This window comes from Vibrio sp. 03-59-1 (assembly GCF_013114135.1).
Taxonomy (GTDB): Bacteria; Pseudomonadota; Gammaproteobacteria; order Enterobacterales; family Vibrionaceae; genus Vibrio; species Vibrio cortegadensis.
In genome coordinates this window covers 85,135-105,673 of sequence record NZ_VTYA01000002.1, presented here as the reverse complement: position 1 = coordinate 105,673, position 20,539 = coordinate 85,135, and the positions used below count along the sequence as shown (strand labels likewise).

15 protein-coding genes are annotated in these 20,539 nt (G+C 41.9%); 11 read left to right on the top strand and 4 right to left on the bottom strand.

The genetic code is table 11. The annotated features are described in order from the left end of the window. Positions 1-163: 163 nt before the first annotated feature. The gene (locus tag F0249_RS02320) at positions 164-1,396 is read left to right on the top strand and encodes a serine/threonine protein kinase (protein WP_113800059.1); all 1,233 of its coding nucleotides are present in this window, start codon (positions 164-166) and stop codon (positions 1,394-1,396) included. Positions 1,397-1,507: 111 nt separating this feature from the next. On the opposite strand, the gene F0249_RS02315 is transcribed toward F0249_RS02320, so the two are convergent. Further along, positions 1,508-3,601 (bottom strand): methyl-accepting chemotaxis protein, encoded by a 2,094-nt coding sequence (locus F0249_RS02315; RefSeq protein ID WP_171755730.1) that lies wholly within the window; start codon positions 3,599-3,601, stop codon positions 1,508-1,510. Between the two features lie 606 nt (positions 3,602-4,207). Between F0249_RS02315 and F0249_RS02310 the strand changes: the two genes are divergently transcribed. The 3 genes from F0249_RS02310 (at position 4,208) to F0249_RS02300 (ending at position 8,328) form a co-directional block, all read left to right on the top strand. After that, entirely contained in the window at positions 4,208-6,094 is a 1,887-nt protein-coding gene (locus F0249_RS02310; RefSeq protein WP_113800055.1) for a methyl-accepting chemotaxis protein, read from the top strand. A gap of 213 nt (positions 6,095-6,307) precedes the next feature. After that, positions 6,308-6,808, top strand: coding sequence for a hypothetical protein (locus tag F0249_RS02305; RefSeq protein WP_017051358.1), 501 nt, complete (start codon positions 6,308-6,310; stop codon positions 6,806-6,808). A gap of 14 nt (positions 6,809-6,822) precedes the next feature. Then, complete coding sequence (locus tag F0249_RS02300) at positions 6,823-8,328, top strand: GGDEF domain-containing protein (RefSeq protein WP_171755729.1); 1,506 nt, start codon at positions 6,823-6,825, stop codon at positions 8,326-8,328. Positions 8,329-8,337: 9 nt separating this feature from the next. On the opposite strand, the gene F0249_RS02295 is transcribed toward F0249_RS02300, so the two are convergent. Together F0249_RS02295 and F0249_RS02290 are read right to left on the bottom strand one after the other, a co-directional pair. Beyond that, positions 8,338-9,903 (bottom strand): DHA2 family efflux MFS transporter permease subunit, encoded by a 1,566-nt coding sequence (locus F0249_RS02295; RefSeq protein WP_216599510.1) that lies wholly within the window; start codon positions 9,901-9,903, stop codon positions 8,338-8,340. A 12-nt stretch (positions 9,904-9,915) separates the two neighbouring features. Next, on the bottom strand, positions 9,916-11,082 hold the full coding sequence (locus tag F0249_RS02290; protein WP_171755728.1) for an HlyD family secretion protein: 1,167 nt from the start codon (positions 11,080-11,082) through the stop codon (positions 9,916-9,918). 171 nt (positions 11,083-11,253) lie between these two features. On the opposite strand from F0249_RS02290, the gene F0249_RS02285 reads away from it, so the two are divergent. From F0249_RS02285 to F0249_RS02270, 4 genes are all read left to right on the top strand, one after another. Next, complete coding sequence (locus tag F0249_RS02285) at positions 11,254-12,159, top strand: LysR family transcriptional regulator (RefSeq protein ID WP_017051362.1); 906 nt, start codon at positions 11,254-11,256, stop codon at positions 12,157-12,159. 116 nt (positions 12,160-12,275) lie between these two features. Continuing rightward, a complete protein-coding gene (gene norR / locus F0249_RS02280; protein WP_113800045.1) occupies positions 12,276-13,811 on the top strand; it encodes a nitric oxide reductase transcriptional regulator NorR in 1,536 nt (511 codons plus the stop codon). A 195-nt stretch (positions 13,812-14,006) separates the two neighbouring features. Beyond that, positions 14,007-15,671, top strand: coding sequence for a hydroxylamine reductase (hcp, locus tag F0249_RS02275; RefSeq protein ID WP_017051364.1), 1,665 nt, complete (start codon positions 14,007-14,009; stop codon positions 15,669-15,671). A 207-nt stretch (positions 15,672-15,878) separates the two neighbouring features. Then, entirely contained in the window at positions 15,879-16,964 is a 1,086-nt protein-coding gene (locus F0249_RS02270) for a hybrid-cluster NAD(P)-dependent oxidoreductase (RefSeq protein ID WP_113800040.1), read from the top strand. 282 nt (positions 16,965-17,246) lie between these two features. Here the strand turns inward: F0249_RS02270 and F0249_RS02265 are convergent, their stop codons facing one another. Continuing rightward, the gene (locus F0249_RS02265) at positions 17,247-18,215 is read right to left on the bottom strand and encodes a LysR family transcriptional regulator (RefSeq protein ID WP_113800038.1); all 969 of its coding nucleotides are present in this window, start codon (positions 18,213-18,215) and stop codon (positions 17,247-17,249) included. A 171-nt stretch (positions 18,216-18,386) separates the two neighbouring features. Between F0249_RS02265 and F0249_RS02260 the strand changes: the two genes are divergently transcribed. The 3 genes from F0249_RS02260 to F0249_RS02250 all read left to right on the top strand — a co-directional run bounded on the left by F0249_RS02260 (position 18,387) and on the right by F0249_RS02250 (position 20,117). Beyond that, on the top strand, positions 18,387-19,337 hold the full coding sequence (locus tag F0249_RS02260; RefSeq protein ID WP_171755727.1) for a universal stress protein: 951 nt from the start codon (positions 18,387-18,389) through the stop codon (positions 19,335-19,337). Positions 19,338-19,351: 14 nt separating this feature from the next. Then, a complete protein-coding gene (locus F0249_RS02255; RefSeq protein ID WP_017051369.1) occupies positions 19,352-19,795 on the top strand; it encodes a phosphate-starvation-inducible PsiE family protein in 444 nt (147 codons plus the stop codon). 181 nt (positions 19,796-19,976) lie between these two features. After that, positions 19,977-20,117, top strand: a complete 141-nt coding sequence (locus tag F0249_RS02250; RefSeq protein ID WP_157939757.1) for a hypothetical protein — start codon at positions 19,977-19,979, stop codon at positions 20,115-20,117. Positions 20,118-20,539 lie beyond the last annotated feature (422 nt).

The following is a 20,539-nucleotide window of genomic DNA, read 5'->3' as shown; positions in this document are numbered from 1 at the left end:
TTGAAAAGCAGTAATTAACTTTGCTAATCATAATAAACCACACATATTAATTTGAATATTTACACTACCAGAAATTATTAATAGCTTTATATTAAACATAAAGTAAACACTAATAATAAAGGGACTTACTACTAAGTACTTTATATTCTATTGGAGATTTATAATGAGTGTTTCTAATGACCTATATCCAAATGCATCTTTACCACTAGAAAGAAAAGATTCTGGTGCTCCGATTGTTAGACCCGGACTGCACGTTGAATCCTATAATGATTTTGACCCACTTCGCCACGTTATTGTCGGCATTGCTGATAACCAACATATTCCAGAAGCTTGCCCTGCTAGTAATGAAAAAATACCCGCAGACTCACCTATGCGTGGCAGTAAAGCAGGTCGACGGACTCAAGAATCTATCGATCGTGCCAATGAGTGCTTAAATGGGTTTGCTAAGATCTTAGAAGACCGCAATATCATTGTCGATCGCCCAGGAGCAGTAGATTGGAATGAGCGCATCACTACTCCTGATTTTAGTATCAGCTCTGGTTTCGGTGTAATGCCACCGCGTGATTGCTTACTGACCATGGGTAAAAGCATGCTGATGGCACCAATGAGCTTCCGTAGCCGCTACTTCGAATATTTGGCTTATGTCGATTTAATGCGTGAATATTTCGAATCAGACACAAGTTGTATGATTGAGCAAGCACCACGCCCACGCTTGTCTGATGATAGCTTCCGCATGGATTATGTTGCCGCTTACGAATACATGTCTGATGCTGAAACAATGGAGCGTTCGCTGCGTAAAGAGTACAGCACAAAAGAGACCGACATTCTATTCGATGCTGCCGATGTCATGCGTTTAGGGAAAGATATTTTTGTCCAACATGGTTTAACCACAAACCTTGCTGGCATCCGCTGGATCAAGCGTAAATATGAGCCTCAAGGATACCGAGTCCACACTCTAAGCTTTGAAGATAATCACCCGATTCATATTGATGCAACTTTCTGTCCATTGCGTCCGGGGTTAATGCTACTCAACCCGAATCGTCCGTTGTTTGCTGGGCAACGCGAGATCTTTGAGAAGAATGATTGGGAAATCGTTGAAGCGGTTAAACCTGCTTGGGATAACCCACCACCACTTTGCTACTCAAGTACTTGGTTATCAATGAACACCTTGATTCTAGATCATAAAACGGTGTGTGTTGAAGCGTCTGAAACAGGCCAAATGGAGCAATTCGACCAACTTGGGTTTGAGGTGGTTCCTGTTGATTTACGTGATGCCTATGCATTTGGTGGGGGCTTACACTGTGCGACTGCCGATGTATGGCGCGAAGGTACATGTGAAGATTATTTCCCTAACCAATTCGCAGGTGCTCACAACATCGAGCATTGGGAATATTAAACTGCATGGCTGATTTCAGTTAAATCGAAATCCGCCGCCGCTTTTTATGATAAAAAAACCGCATCAATTTCGATGCGGTTTTTTTTGTAACGATGAATTCAATATTCAGATTTAAATCTTAAATTTATTGAGCTCATCATGAAGATCCGTTGCCTTCTCGGTTAACTCACCACTAATTGATACTGATGAGGACATGCTATCCATCACATCGACCGCAGTATCGTTAATAACGACAACATTACGGTTAATCTCTTCTGCTACTAAGCTTTGCTCTTCCGCTGCTGAAGCAATTTGATTATTCATATCATTAATCACATCAATCGCTTGGTTAATTTCAGCCAAAGCTTGTTGTGCCGCTTGTGTCTCTTCTTTTGTATCGACCGCTTGTTGTTGGCTTTGCTGCATCAGCACTACGATTGACTGTGTTTCTTGCTCTAACCTCGCCAACATCGAACGAATTTCTTCTGTCGAAGACTGCGTGCGAGTCGCAAGATTACGCACTTCATCTGCCACAACCGCAAATCCACGTCCCGCTTCACCTGCTCGTGCCGCTTCAATTGCTGCATTCAAGGCTAATAAGTTAGTCTGCTCTGCAATGCCACCAATTTCAGTCAAAATACCTTGAATAGCCGCGCTTGATTCCGCCAAGCTTTGCGTTTGGTGCTGTGCATTATTAACCTGAAGCGCTAAGTCGTCTACCGCTGATGCTGCGTTGTCCATTCGACCCATGCCATTCAAACTGTTACTTTGAACCTGACTTGCTGCTGCCGCTGCTTGAACAGCAGAACTTGCGACTTCTTGTGCTGTTGCACTCATTTCATTAATAGCCGTCGCTAAAGAGTTCACTTCATTAACTTGGATATTCAGTTGATCTTTTGAAGTAGCTGCGCGTTCTTGACCTGCAGTTGCACTTCTGTCCACTTGCTCCGCGGTATCCATCACGGTTCTTAACATACCTTGCATTCGTTCTAGGAAAGTATTGAACCAGAAAGCCAGTTGCGCGGTTTCATCTTTACCTTTCACTTCAATACGGTAAGTTAAATCGCCATCACCTTGAGCCACATCTTTAAAACGCTCGACAAGATTGATCAAGATTTTACCTAGTGTGTTAGCAATCACACCCATCACGGTAATACCAACAATAGCTGCAATTAAACCCGCAATAACTCCTTGCTCAATCGCACCTGAATTCTGTTCACTGCTCCAATTCTCAAAAGTCGCAACACTTTGCGTCAGTTTGTTGGTCGGCACTGACACCATAACAATCCATGCAGCCCCAGAAGTATCTACTGAAGTAATCGCGTACTCTTGATCGCTAATGGTCAACATGCCAATGTCATTTTGAGTCGCAAGAGACTGGATTTTTGACCAGCGAGAATAGAGTTCGCTTGGCACTTTTTTACCGACGTTCACACTATCTCGGCTATTTGCGAGCATTGCCCCTTTCCAAGATGAGATGATAATGCTGCCTTCGCCATCAAATAGGTTTTCAGCCAGTGCTTCACTTTGACCTTGCAGCTCGATCAGCGAGAGATCAAATCCGAGTGAACCAATGATTTTATTGTCCAATTTTAAAGGTTGGCTAATGGTCGTGATCAACTCTTTTTTGCCACGAACCGGGTACATGTATGGTTCCATCACAAAAGTATTGCCCGTTTCATAAGGCATTAAGTGCCAATCATCGGTACGCTCGCCATTGCTATTCAGCGCGGTGTTGGAGAAGCTTTCCATTGCAACAGCATCAAAACTATTGTTTGAATTGGGAGAAAAGAATGGCGCTAAGTAACCTTTACTATTCATTGCATCGCTTGCGTCTACTTCGGTTTCTAGCGGCCACGTTTTCTCTTCCCACACCATGTAGCCTGCAAAAACTGCTTTATCTTGCGCTTCTAGTGCTGCGGTAAACTGTTTAACGATGGTATCAGCGCCCAATTGAGACTCTGCACTCAATTCAATAATTGAACGAACTTGAGATAGGTTAGCAAGTACAGGGAAAAGTTGGTTGGAAATGATTTTGCCTTGCTCTGATGCCGTTGCCTGCAAATTTGCGATAGTTGCTTCTGTTAGTTGAGTCTTAACCTTTTCAGTTATCTCTTGGTTTACTTTGGTGAATGCATTGGTTGTCATTCCCATCGCAATCAGCAATGTAAATGCCATCGCTAATCCCGCGCTTAGCGCAATACGTGTACGAATACTTTTAAACATGCCGATTGCTTACCCTCTTTTATTGAAACATAACATTGTATTAATGATGTAAAGCCTAAAAATCAGCAGTATATAGAAGATAGATGAACACAATATCTAGAAATATGAATAGAAGATTAACAAGATAGCATTCGTTATGAACAACGGATTCAACTAAGCGAATTCCATCAAAACCCGACACAAAACAGAACCAAATCAAACAATCAAAACAAGACAGTTAACCCTCTGAAACAAAACACTAAAAATTCAATTTACATTTACCCATTGATAGTAATCTTACCTACTAAATGTCATTCATAGCGGTACCATCTCTTCTGTTTTGTCTATCGACCTAACTAAAAAGTATTATGCTATCTGTCAATTACTTGAGTTCTATCAATTTTAAAAACCTGCAAACCACTTCAAAAATAACTGCCGTGTACCTCTTCAGCATTTGAGCTAATTCCTTTATAAATCGCACTTAATTACAGAAACTTAATTCGCATCTATTTAAATGTCGATTATAAGATCTTCATCATTATTTATTTTGAGCTGTGAAATTATAATAATTCAGATTCATGAGCCATAGCATGCTGCTAACTAATACAATTAAAAATAAGAATTATTATGTTTAAAAAACTATCTCTAAAAAACAAGCTAGCCATATCCGCAAGCGCCGCCATCATTTTAGGGGGCGTGTTGGTAGAAGCGTTATCATTTAATGCATCACTAGATCGACTAGATATCGAAGTTGAACAGCGACTAGAAAGTACAACCGCTTCGTACAATCAGTATGTTGCTGACTGGCTGGTGTCAAAAGAGCGAGCACTCAAGTCACTCACTTCAGAAGCAGACAAAGCCGCGATTGTGGTGCATTTAAAGCAAGTTCGAGATTCTGCTAAGTTTGATAATGTTTTCTTAGCTTACCCTGATGGCTCACAAGCAAACGCCAATGCGGTCGTATTACCACCTGGTAATGATGACCCACGTAAATGGGGCTGGTACACCAATGCCGTCGCAAACCCTTCAAAAGTGTTCATGGATAACCCAACGGTTGCCGCTGCGACAGGGGCTAATGTTGTTTCTCTTGGTAAAGCGCTTAATTTACACGGTCAACAAGTAGTACTTGGTGCAGATGTAGAGATCACCGATATCCTAAATAGCATGGAAAAGGTCATTCTTCCGGGTGAAGGCTACATGTTCATTGCCAATGATAAAGGCAATATTTTCACTCATCCCAATACTAAATTGCTAAACAAGCCCGTTTCTGAGCTAGGACTTAATTTCCCAACACTTCAACAAGCCGCAAACAGCAATTCAGATATGCAGGTTGAATTGAATGGCGAGCAGTATGTTATCTACGCAAAAAGTATCGAAGGCACGAGCTTGATGACCGTGAGTGTCATTAATTACAACTCTCTCGTTGCTCCACTATTTGATGCGGTATACGGTCAAATTTTGGTGACGGGTATTGTCGTGATCATCTGTACACTACTATTCAACTTGTTATGTAACATTCTATTCCGCCCACTGAACTATGTATCGGAAGCGCTCGCACAGATCGCAAATGGTAGTGGTGATTTGACTCAGCGCATCCATGTTGAAAACGAAGATGAAGTTGGCGAACTGGCACACAATTTCAATACTTTCGTCGCGAGTTTACAAAACCTGATTGGTCACATTCGTCAGCAATCTCACCAATTAACCGATCAGTCAGACCAAAGTGCTAAGCGTGCGAATAGCTCAGTGAATGAGCTTAACCTCCAGCAACAAGAGATCACTATGGTTGCAACCGCCGTTACCGAAATGGCATCTGCTACTCGTGAAATTGCCTCTCATGCTGAACAAACCGCTCAAGCTGCACAAAACTCATCAACGAGTACTAACGAAGGCCACACATTAGTGCTTCACACTAAAGGCTCAATCAATAACCTCGCTAATGAAGTCAGCGAAGCTAGTTCTGTGATCAGCGAGTTACAGCAACATGCACAAGAGATCAATACGGTTCTTTCAACGATTCAAGGCATTGCAGAGCAAACCAACTTACTTGCACTTAATGCTGCGATTGAAGCCGCTCGCGCTGGCGAACAAGGCCGTGGTTTTGCCGTTGTTGCTGATGAAGTTAGAGTGCTTTCTCAACGAACTCACACTTCAACGGAAGAGATCAAATCAACCATCGACACTCTTCAACACACCACAAATCGCGCAGTTTCGTTAATGGAAAGCAGCTCGACTTTAGCAACAAGCTCGGTTGAAGATGCCGATCGTGCGACCCTTGCTCTAGAGGAGATCAGCTCTGCGGTAACATTAATCAGTGACATGGCAACTCAGATCGCTACGGCGGCAGAAGAGCAGACTCATGTAACGGGAGAAATCACGCAGAATGTGACGTCGATTAAAGATGTGACCGATCAGCTTGTTATTGGCTCTGAGGACAGTTTATCGCAGTCAAATGAACTCAAACAACAAGCCATTGAATTGAGTGAAAAAGTAGCAACCTTTAAGCTCTCTTAACGGACGCTTTCATATACATTTATAATGGCGCTCAATGCGCCATTTTTTATGCCGTCATAACACTTTAATGCCCTCGTTCATGCCATATCATGCGTGAGCTCTAGTTGTGGCCGATAAACGTAAGTAAAAAGTGAATTTTTCCTCAAAATTCCCAGCTATTGTCTAGACTTAACTTTATAGCACCCGTTTAGATTGAAAAGCTAAGAGAGCATTATGGCGAGATTTTATCTAATTTTAGCGTTACTCATGTCTGGACATTCCAACGCTACCTCTATCGCTTCATTTCCCGATGATATTGATAGTATGATCTTAGTAAAACAGAGTGTGCTCCCTGGCAACGATGTCGTTCTGCCTCCAAACACTGCCCTTTTCGTTCAAGAAACCGTAAAAATGTATAACTGGATTAATAACGGTCAGGGCACCAAGCTCAATATTTTTGTTCCCAAGGAGAGAGTTAAAGCTTACAAGAATCATGGTCCATACCCTGATGGGATCACTGCGGTTGCCATATATGAAGATCAGGACATTGTCTTTGTCACTGAACATCTCGCTGGAGAGGCGATGTATGGGACCTATGATAGAAATGGCAATGACATCAGTTCGCAACATCCATCTTTTGCGACGGAGGTTTGCTACGCTTGCCACCTTGGTCATCAAGACATCTGTATCAATGGCACCTGTGCTGTTCCAATTATCGAAATATTCGATAAATAGCTCTGAGATACACTATGAAAATTGCCATATTTCACTCTATCCGCACCAAAATATTTGCTTCTCATCTGTTGTTGATACTAGTGATCATCGCGAGTTTGACCTATCAGCACCACAAGAATGAGATCAACAATACCGTTAGTATGACAACTGCATTTCATCAAGAGGCAGCCATTCCTCTGATTTCTGACATCAGTACCGCTATTTCCGGCGGCAACTATTCCAACCTACTATTGCCTAAGTTCAAAACACAATTAATGAATACGCCAGATCTGTTGTACCTCAAAATTGTTGGCCGTTCAGATAATAGGAGCATCCCTATCGAGGTACAATTCGATCGCGAAGTATGCCAAGTATGGCGTTCTCATTTTCCGCTGAATTTCCAACAAAACACTAAAGACAGAATTGAGAGGATTCAAGCACGCTTAGCCACTAATGACGGGGATAACGTTAAACTCAACTATCTGCTCAATAGAGCTAAAGAAGCGCTCAATACGTTCGAACTCTCCAACCAACTCGAAGCAAAATACCACTTCGATTTTGATAACAATAACGAGTTCAACACGTCCTATTTTGATAGAGAAAAGAACATTCTATTTCTCTCTCTACCCACAACAAATAGCGCTGGTGGACGAGTTGACATGGTCTACGATATAAGTTCGATTAAGAAAGTGGAGCATGTCATATTATTCGATGCTCTGTCCGAGTTATTCGTCGCTTTAGCCATTGCATTACCCGCTCTTGGTTTGCTCTCCTTTCACATCTCCGCACCATTGAAATCACTCTCAAAATGTATGAAGCGTGATATTAAAGATATCGATACAACAAAAATCCCAGAACAGAACCGACATGATGAAATAGGTGAACTCTCTACCGAATTCACGCACCTGATTAAGAAAATGGCCATTCACACCAAAGAGCTTGAATATCTGACTCGTAATGACCCATTAACAGGATTATTGAATCGACGTTCATTCAATTCACTACTGGCTGAGATTCAAGTTAAAAATCGATCAAAGTACGTCGCCATTATGTATGTCGATATCGATCACTTTAAAAAGTACAACGACACTTATGGGCACAACCTAGGCGATATTGCACTACAAAAAGTGGCCCAAGTATTAAGTGACAATACGGTCGATGAGAACGAAAAGGCATTTAGAGTCGGAGGCGAAGAGTTTGTGGTGACGCTCAATATTAGCAATCTTGAGCAAGCGATTACTCGAAGCGAAAAGATCCGCAAAATGGTGCACGAATTAGAGATTGAACATAAAACGAGCCCAACAGAAAAGGTCATCACCATTTCTGCTGGGGTTTGCATCTATACAAAACAAGATTTGCTCAACACAACAATAGAAGATGTGGTTGATTACGTTGACCATGTTCAATATCAAGCAAAACACAACGGTCGAAACCAGATCATCATTTGTGATAAATACATATCAAACCAAACTAGCCGTTCTAACTTCGCTCAATTAGAAAACAATTATCACGACGATGGATTGCCTCCAACACACCCATAATTTTTTGATTTAATTCTCTTTCCTGACAAGTAACATCACCGCGGCGAGGGACAAGAATGCCGTCATCACCACAAAAATATCGTTGTACGCCATGATCCGACCATTTTGATACATGGTCGACATCAGCATTGAGTTTGCTTGCAAGTTCGCCGTCACAGGGTCACTTCCTGAACCAATGAAAAATTGAGCTTGTTGTTGTAAGTAATACCATGCATCAGAACTAACACTCGGCAGGCTACTCTGAACGTGTGCTAAATGTTCTCTAGCCTTGTTATCAAGTAACGTTGCGATGATCGCAATACCAAACGCACCACCCAAATTACGCATGATATTGGTTAGCGTCGAAGCGTCCGGTACGCTAGGTTTTGGTACTCCTTGCATCGCCACCATTGACAAAGACACCATCATAAATGGGCTACCAACCGCTCTAATGAGCATTGATACGACCAATTGATCATGCCCAAAATCAGCCGTCATGTGGGTATTCATCCAACAGCTCAACGCAAACATGCCAAAACCGAACGCCGCTAAATATTTGGGTTTTATGAACTTCAACACTTTAGGCACAAAAGGGAAAATCATTAACTGAGGAAACCCCATCCACATCAGAACCTCGCCGATTTCAAGCGCGTTGTAATGCTGGATTTCCGTCAAATACAGTGGGATCACATAAATCGATCCCATCAATCCCATCCCCAAAATCAAATAGGTAAAGCATGCCATTGCAAAACGTTGATTCCCCAACAAACGCAGGTTCACTAATGGATCTTTTCGATACAATTCATTAATGATGAAATAGGTAATACAGACCACCGCAATAACTGAAAGCGCAGTGATGAAGGTTGAACTGAACCACTCTTCTCGGCTTCCCTCTTCTAGAACGACTTCGAGACAGCCAAGCCCTACTCCCATCAATAAAATACCAGCCCAATCAGCATTGCGAAGAAATTCGATATTAATTTTTTCATCATCTAGACCGAATCTCACCATCGCAATAACCGCAATAGCAGGAATCAAGTTGATATAGAAGATGAAGTGCCATGAGAAGTTTTCAGTTAGCCACCCACCAAGCGTCGGCCCAATGGAAGGCGCAAACGTCGCGGTAATACCGAACAAGGTCATACCAAGCGCACGTTTATGCAGTGGTAGTAATTGCACCACCAGCGAAAACGCGAGCGGTATTAATGCTCCACCACTGAACCCTTGTATAGCTCGAAATGCGATCATTGAGGGCATATTCCAAGCAAAGGAACAAAGCAATGAAGACAAACCAAAGATCACGGTTGTACCCGTAAGGTAGCGGCGTTTGCCTAAGGTTTTAGACAACCAACCACTAAGCGGAATCGCCACCATTTCGGCAACTAAATAAGAAGTCGCAATCCACGAACTTTCATCGAGTGTTGCAGACAGTGCGCCTTGAATATCTTTGAGCGATGAGTTGGTGATCTGGATATCCAAAATCGCCATGAATGAACCTAGCATACCGCCCATCAGTGCAATCCAGCTACGTAAAGAAACTTCAGAAGTTGTTTCCTTCGGCTTTACTGATTCGGCTTGTGTATTTGAAGCAACCATTTCAGCCATGATTTAGCCTCTTGGCTCTAATGCAATATCACTACTTTCTGCCGCCAACTCACTCTCATTTTCGTTGCGGATATCATGCGTATCGACCGTAACGACGGCTGATAAACCAGGAATGATTTGCTGCGCTGCCAGTGTTTGATCATCAAAGTGGATTTTCACAGGGACACGTTGAACGATTTTTGTAAAATTACCCGTCGCATTCTCAGGAGGTAGCAGTGCAAATTGAGCCCCAGTGGCAGGAGAAAAGCTTTCTAATGTGCCTGTTATCTCGCGATTTGGAAACGCATCTAGCTCGATATTCACTTTTTGTCCCGGCTGCATTTTAGCCAGCTGAGTCTCTTTGAAGTTCGCTTCCACCCAAACATCCGACGTTGGCACTAAACTTATTAGCGGCATACCGGGCTGAATGAATAACCCTTCCCTTACGCTACGTCTACCCACAATGCCATCGACTGGCGCTACGATTTTGGTATAGCTTAAATTCAGCTCCGCTTGATCCAATTCCGTTTGAGCTTCTGCCACTGATGCTTGTGCTTGCACAATTTGGCTATCAATGACATTCAGTTTTTCTTGTTCAGCAATATAGTGTGACTGCGCTTCTTCTAATTGTGCTTTGGAGACCTTCAAATGAGCGAAAGCATTATCCACTTCATCCTGCGATGAATACTGTTTCTTGAGCAAGCTTTGACTACGTTGAAGCAGTTGCTGTGAGCGTTCTAAATCTGCTTGAGCTGAATCAACTTCACTTTTAGTTTGAATAATGACTCGTTGCTGCAATCGATGCTGCGCTTGAGAATATTCAACCGATGCAAGTTGGACTTGTAAGTTGGCTATAGACTGAGATTTTTTAACCTGAAACTCACGATCATCAATCTTTGCCAGTAGCGTTCCCGATGTCACGAACTGATTGTCATCGACCAAAGTTTCGACGACGTAGCCTGAAACCTTGGCACTGATATTAGTGATATTGGCTTTTACGTAAGCATTATCTGTCGATTGGAAATATTGCCCATATCCGAACCAATAACCTGATGCAAGTAAACCTAAAGATACGAATATCATCGTCGCAATGATAGCCGCTTTAGGCTTCTTTCTAGGGGTAAGTTCAAGTGATGGTGCGGTTTGTAACGGTTGAGATGTTGCCTGATTAGTGGGATGTTCTGTGGCCAATGTTGTGTACCTTGTATTATAGAGCGATGAAATGTTGACTCAATAATGAAGCGGCTGATAGTGATGAGCAGCCATTTCTATGAGAAGCCCTATTTTATACAAAAAACATTATTTGATTAGATAGGATAAAAAGGAAATACTGTCCTAATAATCTTACTAATAGAGTGTGTTATGGACTTAAATGCCGTCGCTATTTTTGCGAAAGTCGTTGAATCTGGAAGTTTTACCCTTGCGTCAGAGAGCCTAAAACTCACCAAATCTACCGTAAGCCGCAAGGTTTTAGAGCTAGAGAATCAACTGGGGGTGAAATTATTAGTCCGTACCACTCGCCATTTAGCGACAACCGCAGAGGGGCAAACCTTTTACCAGTCTTGCTCTGAGATGTTGTCGATCATGGAAAGTGCAGAGCAAGAGATCTGCGAAAGCCAATCCACAATCCGTGGGCATATCAACATCGCCATGCCCATTGAACTCGGCCACCAAATGCTGATGCCTTATATAGACGCTTTCTTGTTACGCTACCCAGAAGTGACCATTAATCTTGATCTGACCAATCGCCATATTGATTTAATCGCAGATGGTGTAGACCTGCATTGTCAGATAGGTGAACCCAAGCTCTCCAATAATGTGGCTCGGCTTTTTTACTCTTCAAATCAACAACTGGTGGCTAGCCCGAATTACTTAAAACAACACCCTAAGATCCATCACCCACACGATTTACGCACCAACCACAAGCGGGTGAAACTATCACGCCCTCAGTTAGAATCATTGTGGATGTTTAGCAATGGTGAGCAGCAAATTACAGTAGAACTCCCTCATCAACTCAGTGTGAACACCATTACGTCATCGCTCACCGCAACCATTGATGGGCTCGGTGTGTCGGTTCTACCTGAATACCTCTGCCGACCGCATATTCAAAGTGGAAAATTGACGCGACTGCTTCCAGAGTGGTCTATCCCGACGGTTGGGATCAGCTTTGTCTATCCAGAAAGAAAACTCATGCCTAAGCGATTAAGAGTGCTGCTCGATTTCTTACTCAGTGAGTTATCACAGCGAGATATTCATCCTAAAGATTGATCCCGCAGTGGGCGTGTTTAGGTAAAAAGTACATCAAGCAAGCTAGATCAAATCAAAACGTTTGATGTGTTTTTTACAACAAACTGATATTGTGTGCGTTCAATACGGAGCGCACCATGAAACTTTCTACTGAAAACGTCTTACTTCAAATCGCTTTAGACCTAAGCTCAAATCTGGCGAGCGATAAACATTACCAACGCTTAATTGACTCACTTCATCAAGTATTTCCTTGCGATGCCAGTGCTCTTTTCGTTTTAGACCAAGAAGATTTTCTTAAGCCTGTGGCCGTAAAGGGGCTCTCTCAAACCGTGCTTGGTCGACGCTTCTTCCCCAAAGCGCACCCACGTTTAGCGGCGATTATTGACAGCCAACATCCAGTCCGATTTGCTGCCAATAGCGACCTACCCGATCCTTTCGACGGCTTGCTCCTCAATGAATCGACTCACATTGATGTGCATGACTGTTTAGGGTGCAGTTTATACGTCGAAAACAAGCTTGTCGGTGTGCTCACTCTCGATGCTTTGGAAGTGGGCGCGTTCGATAAAATTGACAATATTACCATTGAAACTTTCGCGGCTTTGGCTGCGGCAACGCTCAGAAATCGAGCTCAATTTGATGCGCTAAAAGCCAAGAATAAACAACAAAAATCAATCACGACAGCCTTGATTCAGCAAGCTCGTAGCATACAAGGTGAAATGGTTGGGATCAGCCCACAAATCCAAAAATTACGAAGCAATATTTCGATGGTCGCCCACTCCGATTACGCGGTGTTAATCAGTGGCGAAACAGGGGTGGGTAAAGAGCTCGTAGCCCATGCAGTCCATGAGCAGTCACAGCGAAATGACAAACCCATGATCTACGTAAACTGTGCAGCGCTACCCGAAACATTGGCTGAAAGCGAGCTATTTGGTCATGTAAAAGGCGCGTATACCGGGGCCAATTCACAGCGAGCGGGTAAGTTTGAGCTTGCTGATGGCGGCACGATTTTTCTTGATGAAATTGGAGAACTACCACTACTGATTCAAGCCAAATTACTGCGAGTGATCCAACAAGGTGAAGTACAGCGCGTAGGTAGCGATAAAAATGTTCTCGTCGACGTTCGTTTGATTGCTGCAACGAACAGAAATCTTGAATATGAAGTCGATCAAGGTAACTTCAGAGCCGACCTTTTCCATCGTCTGAATGTATTTCCTATTCATATCCCACCACTGCGTGAGCGCGACGGAGATATTCCCGTATTAGCGGGGCATTTACTGGATAAGGTTCGCAGTCAATTTAATGTTCCAAACCTACACATTCATCCTAAAACACTCATGCATTTAGAACAGGTTGCTTGGCCCGGAAATGTACGAGAGTTAGAGCATACTTTAATGCGAGCGGCGCTAAGAACCATTCAGCACAACGAACACATCATTACTTTGCAGCACTTTGTTGATGAACTAGAAATCAAGCCGAGTGTAGAAATGACATCAAACATATTCCCTGCCAAGAGCCAGCCAATGCGGGAATTAGTCGAATCGTACCAAAAACAATTGATTGAGCACGCTTTAGCCGAATCGAACGGGGTCTGGGCAAAAGCAGCAGAGTTCCTGCAAATGGATCGTGGAAATTTATATCGAATGGGTAAAAAGCTCGATATAACAAAAACATAGGAACAATTTAAATTGATGTGTTTTTTACAACAGCTGCGATGTAAAAAACACATCAACCCTCTTAAAATAAAAACACAAAACCCTTCAAAAACAACAGGTTAACTTCTGGCATAGTCTATGCAATAACGCTCGGTAATTATATTCGATTTCAGCAACGAACTGAGATCGCAACACTACTCAATGGAGCGACAATACATGTTCTGTATTCAATGTGAACAAACAATCCAAACGCCTGCTGTAAAAGGCTGTTCTTTCACACAAGGTATGTGTGGCAAAACTTCTGAAGTTTCTGACTTACAAGACGTACTCGTTTACTCTTTACAAGGTGTTTCATTTTGGGCTGAACAAGGTCGCAAATTTGACATCATCGTAGATGAAATTGATCAGTGGGCACCAAAAGCTTTCTTCGCAACATTGACTAACGTTAACTTCGACCCTGCTCGTATCGTTGAATTCGTACAACAAGCTAACCAATACAAGCAGCAACTAGAGCAAGCAGTTCGCGCAGCAGCAACACTTTCAAACGTAGAGCTTCCAGAGCTTTCGGCGGCAGCGAAATTCGAACTACCTACAGACGCAGAGCAGTTCCTTGCAATTGCACCTCAAGCAGCGGTTAACCGTGGCCATGATTCACAACACGAAGACGTTATCGGCCTTCGCTTACTTTGTCTTTACGGTCTAAAAGGTGCTGCTGCTTACCTAGAGCATGCACGCGTTCTTGGTCAAACTGACGAGAAAGTATTCGCTGAATACCACGAAATCATGGCTTGGCTAGGTACTGATCCAACAGACCTAGGTGAGCTACTAGATTGCTCAATGAAAATTGGCCTAGTGAACTACCGCATCATGGAAATGCTTGATACTGGCGAAACGGCGACATTCGGTCACCCAGAACCTACTCAAGTGAACGTAAAAACTATTGCGGGTAAATGTATCCTTGTTTCTGGTCACGATCTTCACGATCTTGAGAAGATTCTTCAGCAAACTGAAGGCAAAGGCATCAACGTTTACACTAACGGTGAAATGCTTCCAGCTCACTCTTACCCTGAGCTGAAAAAATACCCACACCTAGTAGGTAACTACGGTAGTGCATGGCAGAACCAACAGAAAGAATTCGCGAACTTCCCTGGTGCTGTTGTGATGACTTCTAACTGTCTGTTGAACCCAAATGTAGGTCAATACTCAGATCGTCTATTCACTCGTAGCATCGTAGGCTGGCCTGGTGTTGCTCACATTGAAGGTGATGATTTCAGCCAAGTAATCGACTGTGCACTTGCACAAGAAGGTTTCAAACAGAACGAAATCGAACAGATGATCACTATCGGTTTTGGTCGTAATGCTCTTATGGCAGCGGCTCCAGCAGTGGTTGAACAAGTTAAAGAAGGCAACATTAGCCACTTCTTCCTTGTTGGTGGTTGTGACGGTGACAAATCTGAGCGTAGCTACTACACAGACTTCACAGCTCAAGCGCCTGAAGACAGCGTGATCCTAACGCTTGCATGTGGTAAATATCGCTTCAACAAGAACCAATTCGGTGACATCAACGGTATCCCACGTCTATTAGATGTAGGCCAATGTAACGATGCTTACTCTGCAATTCAACTTGCGCTTGCTCTAGGTAAAGAGTTCGATTGCGACATCAACGATCTACCACTAACACTGGTTCTATCTTGGTTCGAGCAAAAAGCGATTGTTATCCTACTGACTCTATTCGCTCTTGGCGTTAAAGGCATCTACACTGGTCCAACTGCACCAGCATTCTTGACTGATAATCTACTTGCTATCATCCAAGACAAGTTCGACATGCGCAGCATTGGTAACGTTGAAGACGACCTTAAGACTATCTTAAAAGCGTCATAAGTCTCCGCTATCGCTAAGCAGTTAAGCAATTGAGCAGTTAAGCTTGATTAAAGCGCTAAACAGCGAATGACGTAGACCAAGTTCGATGCCTGATTACTTTTATATATGACTTTCATATTAAAGTGGCAGGCATCGAATTTTTCATAATGAAAGACACAAGATACACCTTCCATAATTTCTCATTTCTCGATTAAAAAAGTGACAATAATGATGACATTCGAATGGCCAAATACCACACCTGTAACTATGGTGTGTCTCAAAAAATGGTTTGAAACCGACGATACTGTTAGCCTACAAATCGCTCCAAAAAACAACGATGCTAGCTTTGATTTCAAACCCGGACAATTCATTTCCCTTGGGCTTCCAATCGAGAAAAGTAACCCTAGTAAAATTGATTACCGCGCATATTCAATCAGCTCAATCCCAGGGCAAGTGTACCTTCAACTGACCATTAAACGCGTTGAAAATGGTGCCGTATCTAACTACATCGTAGATTCTCTCAAAGAAGGCGACGAAGTTCAGGTTCTTAAACCTGCGGGCATATTTAACACTGTCGATCACGCGCCAAAGCGTAATACTGAACGCCAAAAAGTGGTATTGATCAGTGCAGGTTGTGGTATTACACCAGTGATGTCGATGGCTAAAACATGGTTATCAGATGAGCAGGCTTCAACTGTCGATATCGATTTTGTGCATATGGCGAAAAGCCCGCTGCAAACTATCTACTTTAGTGAGCTTGAACAGATGGATGGAGAGCACGCTAACTTCAACCTCAAGCTATTACTTAAAGACAATCAAACGACTCGTCACCCACAAGGTCGTCTTGATGCACAATGGTTGCAACAACTATGTAGCGATATTTTAGAGCGCACGGTTTACCTATGTGGTCCCGTAAGCTTTATGCAGGATATGGAAAACAACTTGAAAGAGATGGGCTTTGATATGGCACATTTCCATCAAGAGAGTTTTACGCCAACAGCAGAAGAATCAAACCAAGAGGAAGCGGTTGTTGAACAGCAGGCTTCTGGTGCGGTTAGTATTCATGTTCCAGATTTCGGTGCAAGCCTTGAAGCAGAGCACGGCGCTCCACTGATCGATGCATTAGAAGGTGCAGGTTTGCCAATCATAGCAGCATGTCGCAGCGGTATTTGTGGCTCTTGCAAATGTAAAGTAAACAAAGGCGAAGTACGCTCTACCAGCCAAGAGACTTTGACTCCGGAAGAGATTGAGCAAGGTTACGTATTAGCTTGTTCGAGCCAAGTACATTCCGATGTGGAAGTTAGCCTTAACTAAACACATATAGTATTTCAGTCATCTAGGTTGTCGGTATGCATGCCGACAACCTGAATATGTTCCAAGCCCCTCAATAAATCCCCCACCACCGTATCAAGCTGTCAATTGAATGCATACTGATTGGTGAGCACACCGCCGATGGCTTGTCTATTAATTCATTTTTGGACCATTCCGTTTTACCGCAATGGCTAATTTAGAAAAATATTAATTATTAATGTGCCTGTAGAATTATGCTCAATCAAGCTGCGGTTAAATAAATGGTACTCATTACGCATCTTTTGTTTAAGTTGAAATGTTATGCAATCTAAAAAATTGAGACATTTCTTTTTTGATCAAACTGTCTTTCAGTATTTTTTTATAGTCAATAAGATGCGCCATGAATGCTTGGCTGAGTGGACTTTGTTGCTTGGTACTCGGAAAGACAAGATTCCAGTGCGTTTCAATAGGGAACGTGTCGACTGACAATATAGCGATGTTATCTGGATTCTCTTGGGTTAAGGCATATTCAGAGAGGATAGAAAGCCCCATACCAGCCATAACACAATGTTTAATTGCTTCATTGCTCTCCATTACAAATTTGGGTTTTATATTTAAATCGTGCCGCTCAAGGTGCTTTTCTATTGCTTGGCGAGTGCCTGAGCCTTGTTCTCGTAAGATCCAAGAAAAACCTGCCAGTGACCGTAAAGTAACGCGTTCTTTAAGAGCAAGAGGATGACTTTTGTTCGCAATGGCATATAAATTATTGGGAAAAAGAGGGACAACATCGCCTTTCATATCACTATCAATATGACTGAATAAGTACAAGTCATCTCGACCATTTATATACCTTTCTTTTATGCTGTCTCGATTGTCTACTTTCAAAACGATGTCCACCATAGGATGTTTATCTAAGAAGCTTCCTATTAAATGTGGAACAAAATACTCACAAGATGTCACGGCTGCTACTTTTAACGTTCCCGATTTTAATTGTGTCAAATTGGCAATTTCAATCTCTAAATCGTCGACGTTTTGCACGATTTGCATGCAGTACCGAGCGGTAATATGGCCCGCTTCGGTGAACACCAGTTTTTTTCCTTGCAAGTAGTAAAGCTCGACAGAAAGAAGCTCCGAAAACTGCTTAAGCTGTATTGAAACCGTTGGTTGAGTCAGGTTTAAAACTTTAGCAGCCTTCGAAACTGAACCTTCTTCATAGACGGTAAGAAATACTCGAAAACTCCGAAAATTAGACAACCGATTTCTCAATAATTGCATATATCGTCCTCTGTGTTCTATGCCTAATTTCTAAGAGCTTAGCCAGTTAATCTGAATTTAAGTATAGATAAATATCTATGATCATCATTGTTATTATTAATTATTATTAATACATACGGTGACGTATTGTTTTTGTAAAGCACAACGAATCACAGTTAAATTGGAGGCAACATGTTATTTAAACAATTACTAGTCCCAGTAGCACCTGAACAAAAGATAACGTCATCTCTCAACAATATACTTAATATCGCAGATGAATGTGAATCAAAAATTACGTTATTAATGGTTATCGAGGATATGGATGAGCTAAAAGAAATTAGTCAATATTCTGTAAAAACGTTAGATATTCTCGATAAAGTCACCAAAATATACTATTCACAATTAAGAACACTTGTAAGTGAATTAAAAGGTAAATATAAAAATATCGATTTTAATGTTCAAGTAAGAATCGGTATCCCGTTCATAGAGATAATTCAGTGTGCCAGATCTGAAGGTTCTGATTTTATAGTGATTGATAGCCATCGAAAAAGTAAGTCTCATGCCTGTCAAAGAGGGAGCACAACACTTCATCTAATGCGTAAATCTGAGATTCCTATTTGGTCTACCACTCGCGAATTGCATTCGTCCAAAAAAATCTTAGCGGCAATAGACCTTGATGAACAAGTAAGTGCTGATCTGTGTAAGAGAATACTCAATTCTGCATACGATTTATGCAAAGCAACAAATTCTGAGTTAGTTCTGTGCCACATATGGGAGCTAGAGTCTGAAGGCTTCTTGCGAAAATGGAGTGGCTATAACGATACTGATATCGCGATTCTTAAAGAGAAAATGAAGATTGAACGTGCGAGAAAAATGAGAACTCTCATAGATAACCTTGTAGATAATAACAATTCCGTTAATGTTCATATCGAGCTAATACAAGGCCATGCCAAAGAGCTACTCCCAACATTTATTGAACAAAACTCAATTGATGTCACTTTCCTAGGATCCATGTCGCGAACCGGTATTGCCGGATATTTAATGGGGAACAAGGCTGAATATTGGCTAAATAAATTAAATGCAACCGTTGTTACCTTAAAACCAAGTGAGTTTATTTCTCCCATTGTGTCCACGACGCGGTAAATGGAGTTAACGATATGAAAATTGACAATAATGATAGATTCTCAAGTAGCCTACAAGTCGTTATTCACTGGTCGGTAAGAGTACTATCTATTCTTATGGTATTTGTAATTATTATGGGTGTCGTTGATGTGTCATGGATTCTATATAAGAAGCTGACATCGCCGCCATTCTTTATTTTGACCATATCAGACATGCTAGCCACTTTTGGTGCATTTATGGCAGTACTAATCGCGATAGAAATTTTCATCAATATCACCGTTTACCTTAGAGATAATGTCATTCATGTCAAAATAGTAATGGCTACAGCTTTAATGGCTATCGCTCGAAAGGTGATTATTATTGACATTGAATCAACGAGTGCAAATTATCTTTTTGCAATCGCATCCGTCGTGTTAGCTATGAGCGTAGGCTATTGGATGATACATAAACTACCTCGAAAAAGTCATATAGAGGATTAATTTTAAATTCAATAAGCCACTTTTTTCGGTGGCTTTGTAATACGCCGGTATTGCGCGTTCTGCTGCGCAAACTCGGAATCGCTCAGTGATCACAAATTTCAGACCGTTCGGTCTAGCACAAGTTTGGACAAAAACGTGTCAGCGACTCTGCTAATTTAACGAACCACGAATTAGTTGACGTATGGCAGACCTTAGTTGTGTAATGCCTAAGACTTCTGGTTCTGAAGATGCTGAAGGGGGCTTAGAAAACTCAGGCCTTACCACTGTTTTTACCTCTCTCCATACCAACAACGTTCAAAATGAAAGCTCAGTGCCACAGTAATAGACTTCTATCACAAATCAGATACCATTACTTGTTAAAACAAGAAGATAAGATCATGTAAACAATGGTAAGTACAGAATGCCATCATATAATTTAGTATGCTTATTGATGTACAATCACACGCAGAGGTAAGTTGCGTTGCAAAACAAGAAAATTTTAATGGTAACAAGTAGCTATGACAAAACTTGTTCATATCTTATAAAGAAATTCAGTCAACTCACATTTTTCCGTTTAGATCTAGATCGGTTCTCTGACTATCACATAACCTTTTCAGCTAATGGGTTCAAAATAAAGGACTCTAACCACTACATTGACTCTGGATCATGTGCATCTATTTACTTTCGAAAGCCTTCAATGGAAAAACTCGATGGCATATTCGAGAGTCACTATCACTCCTATATTCATAAGGAGACATACGTTTT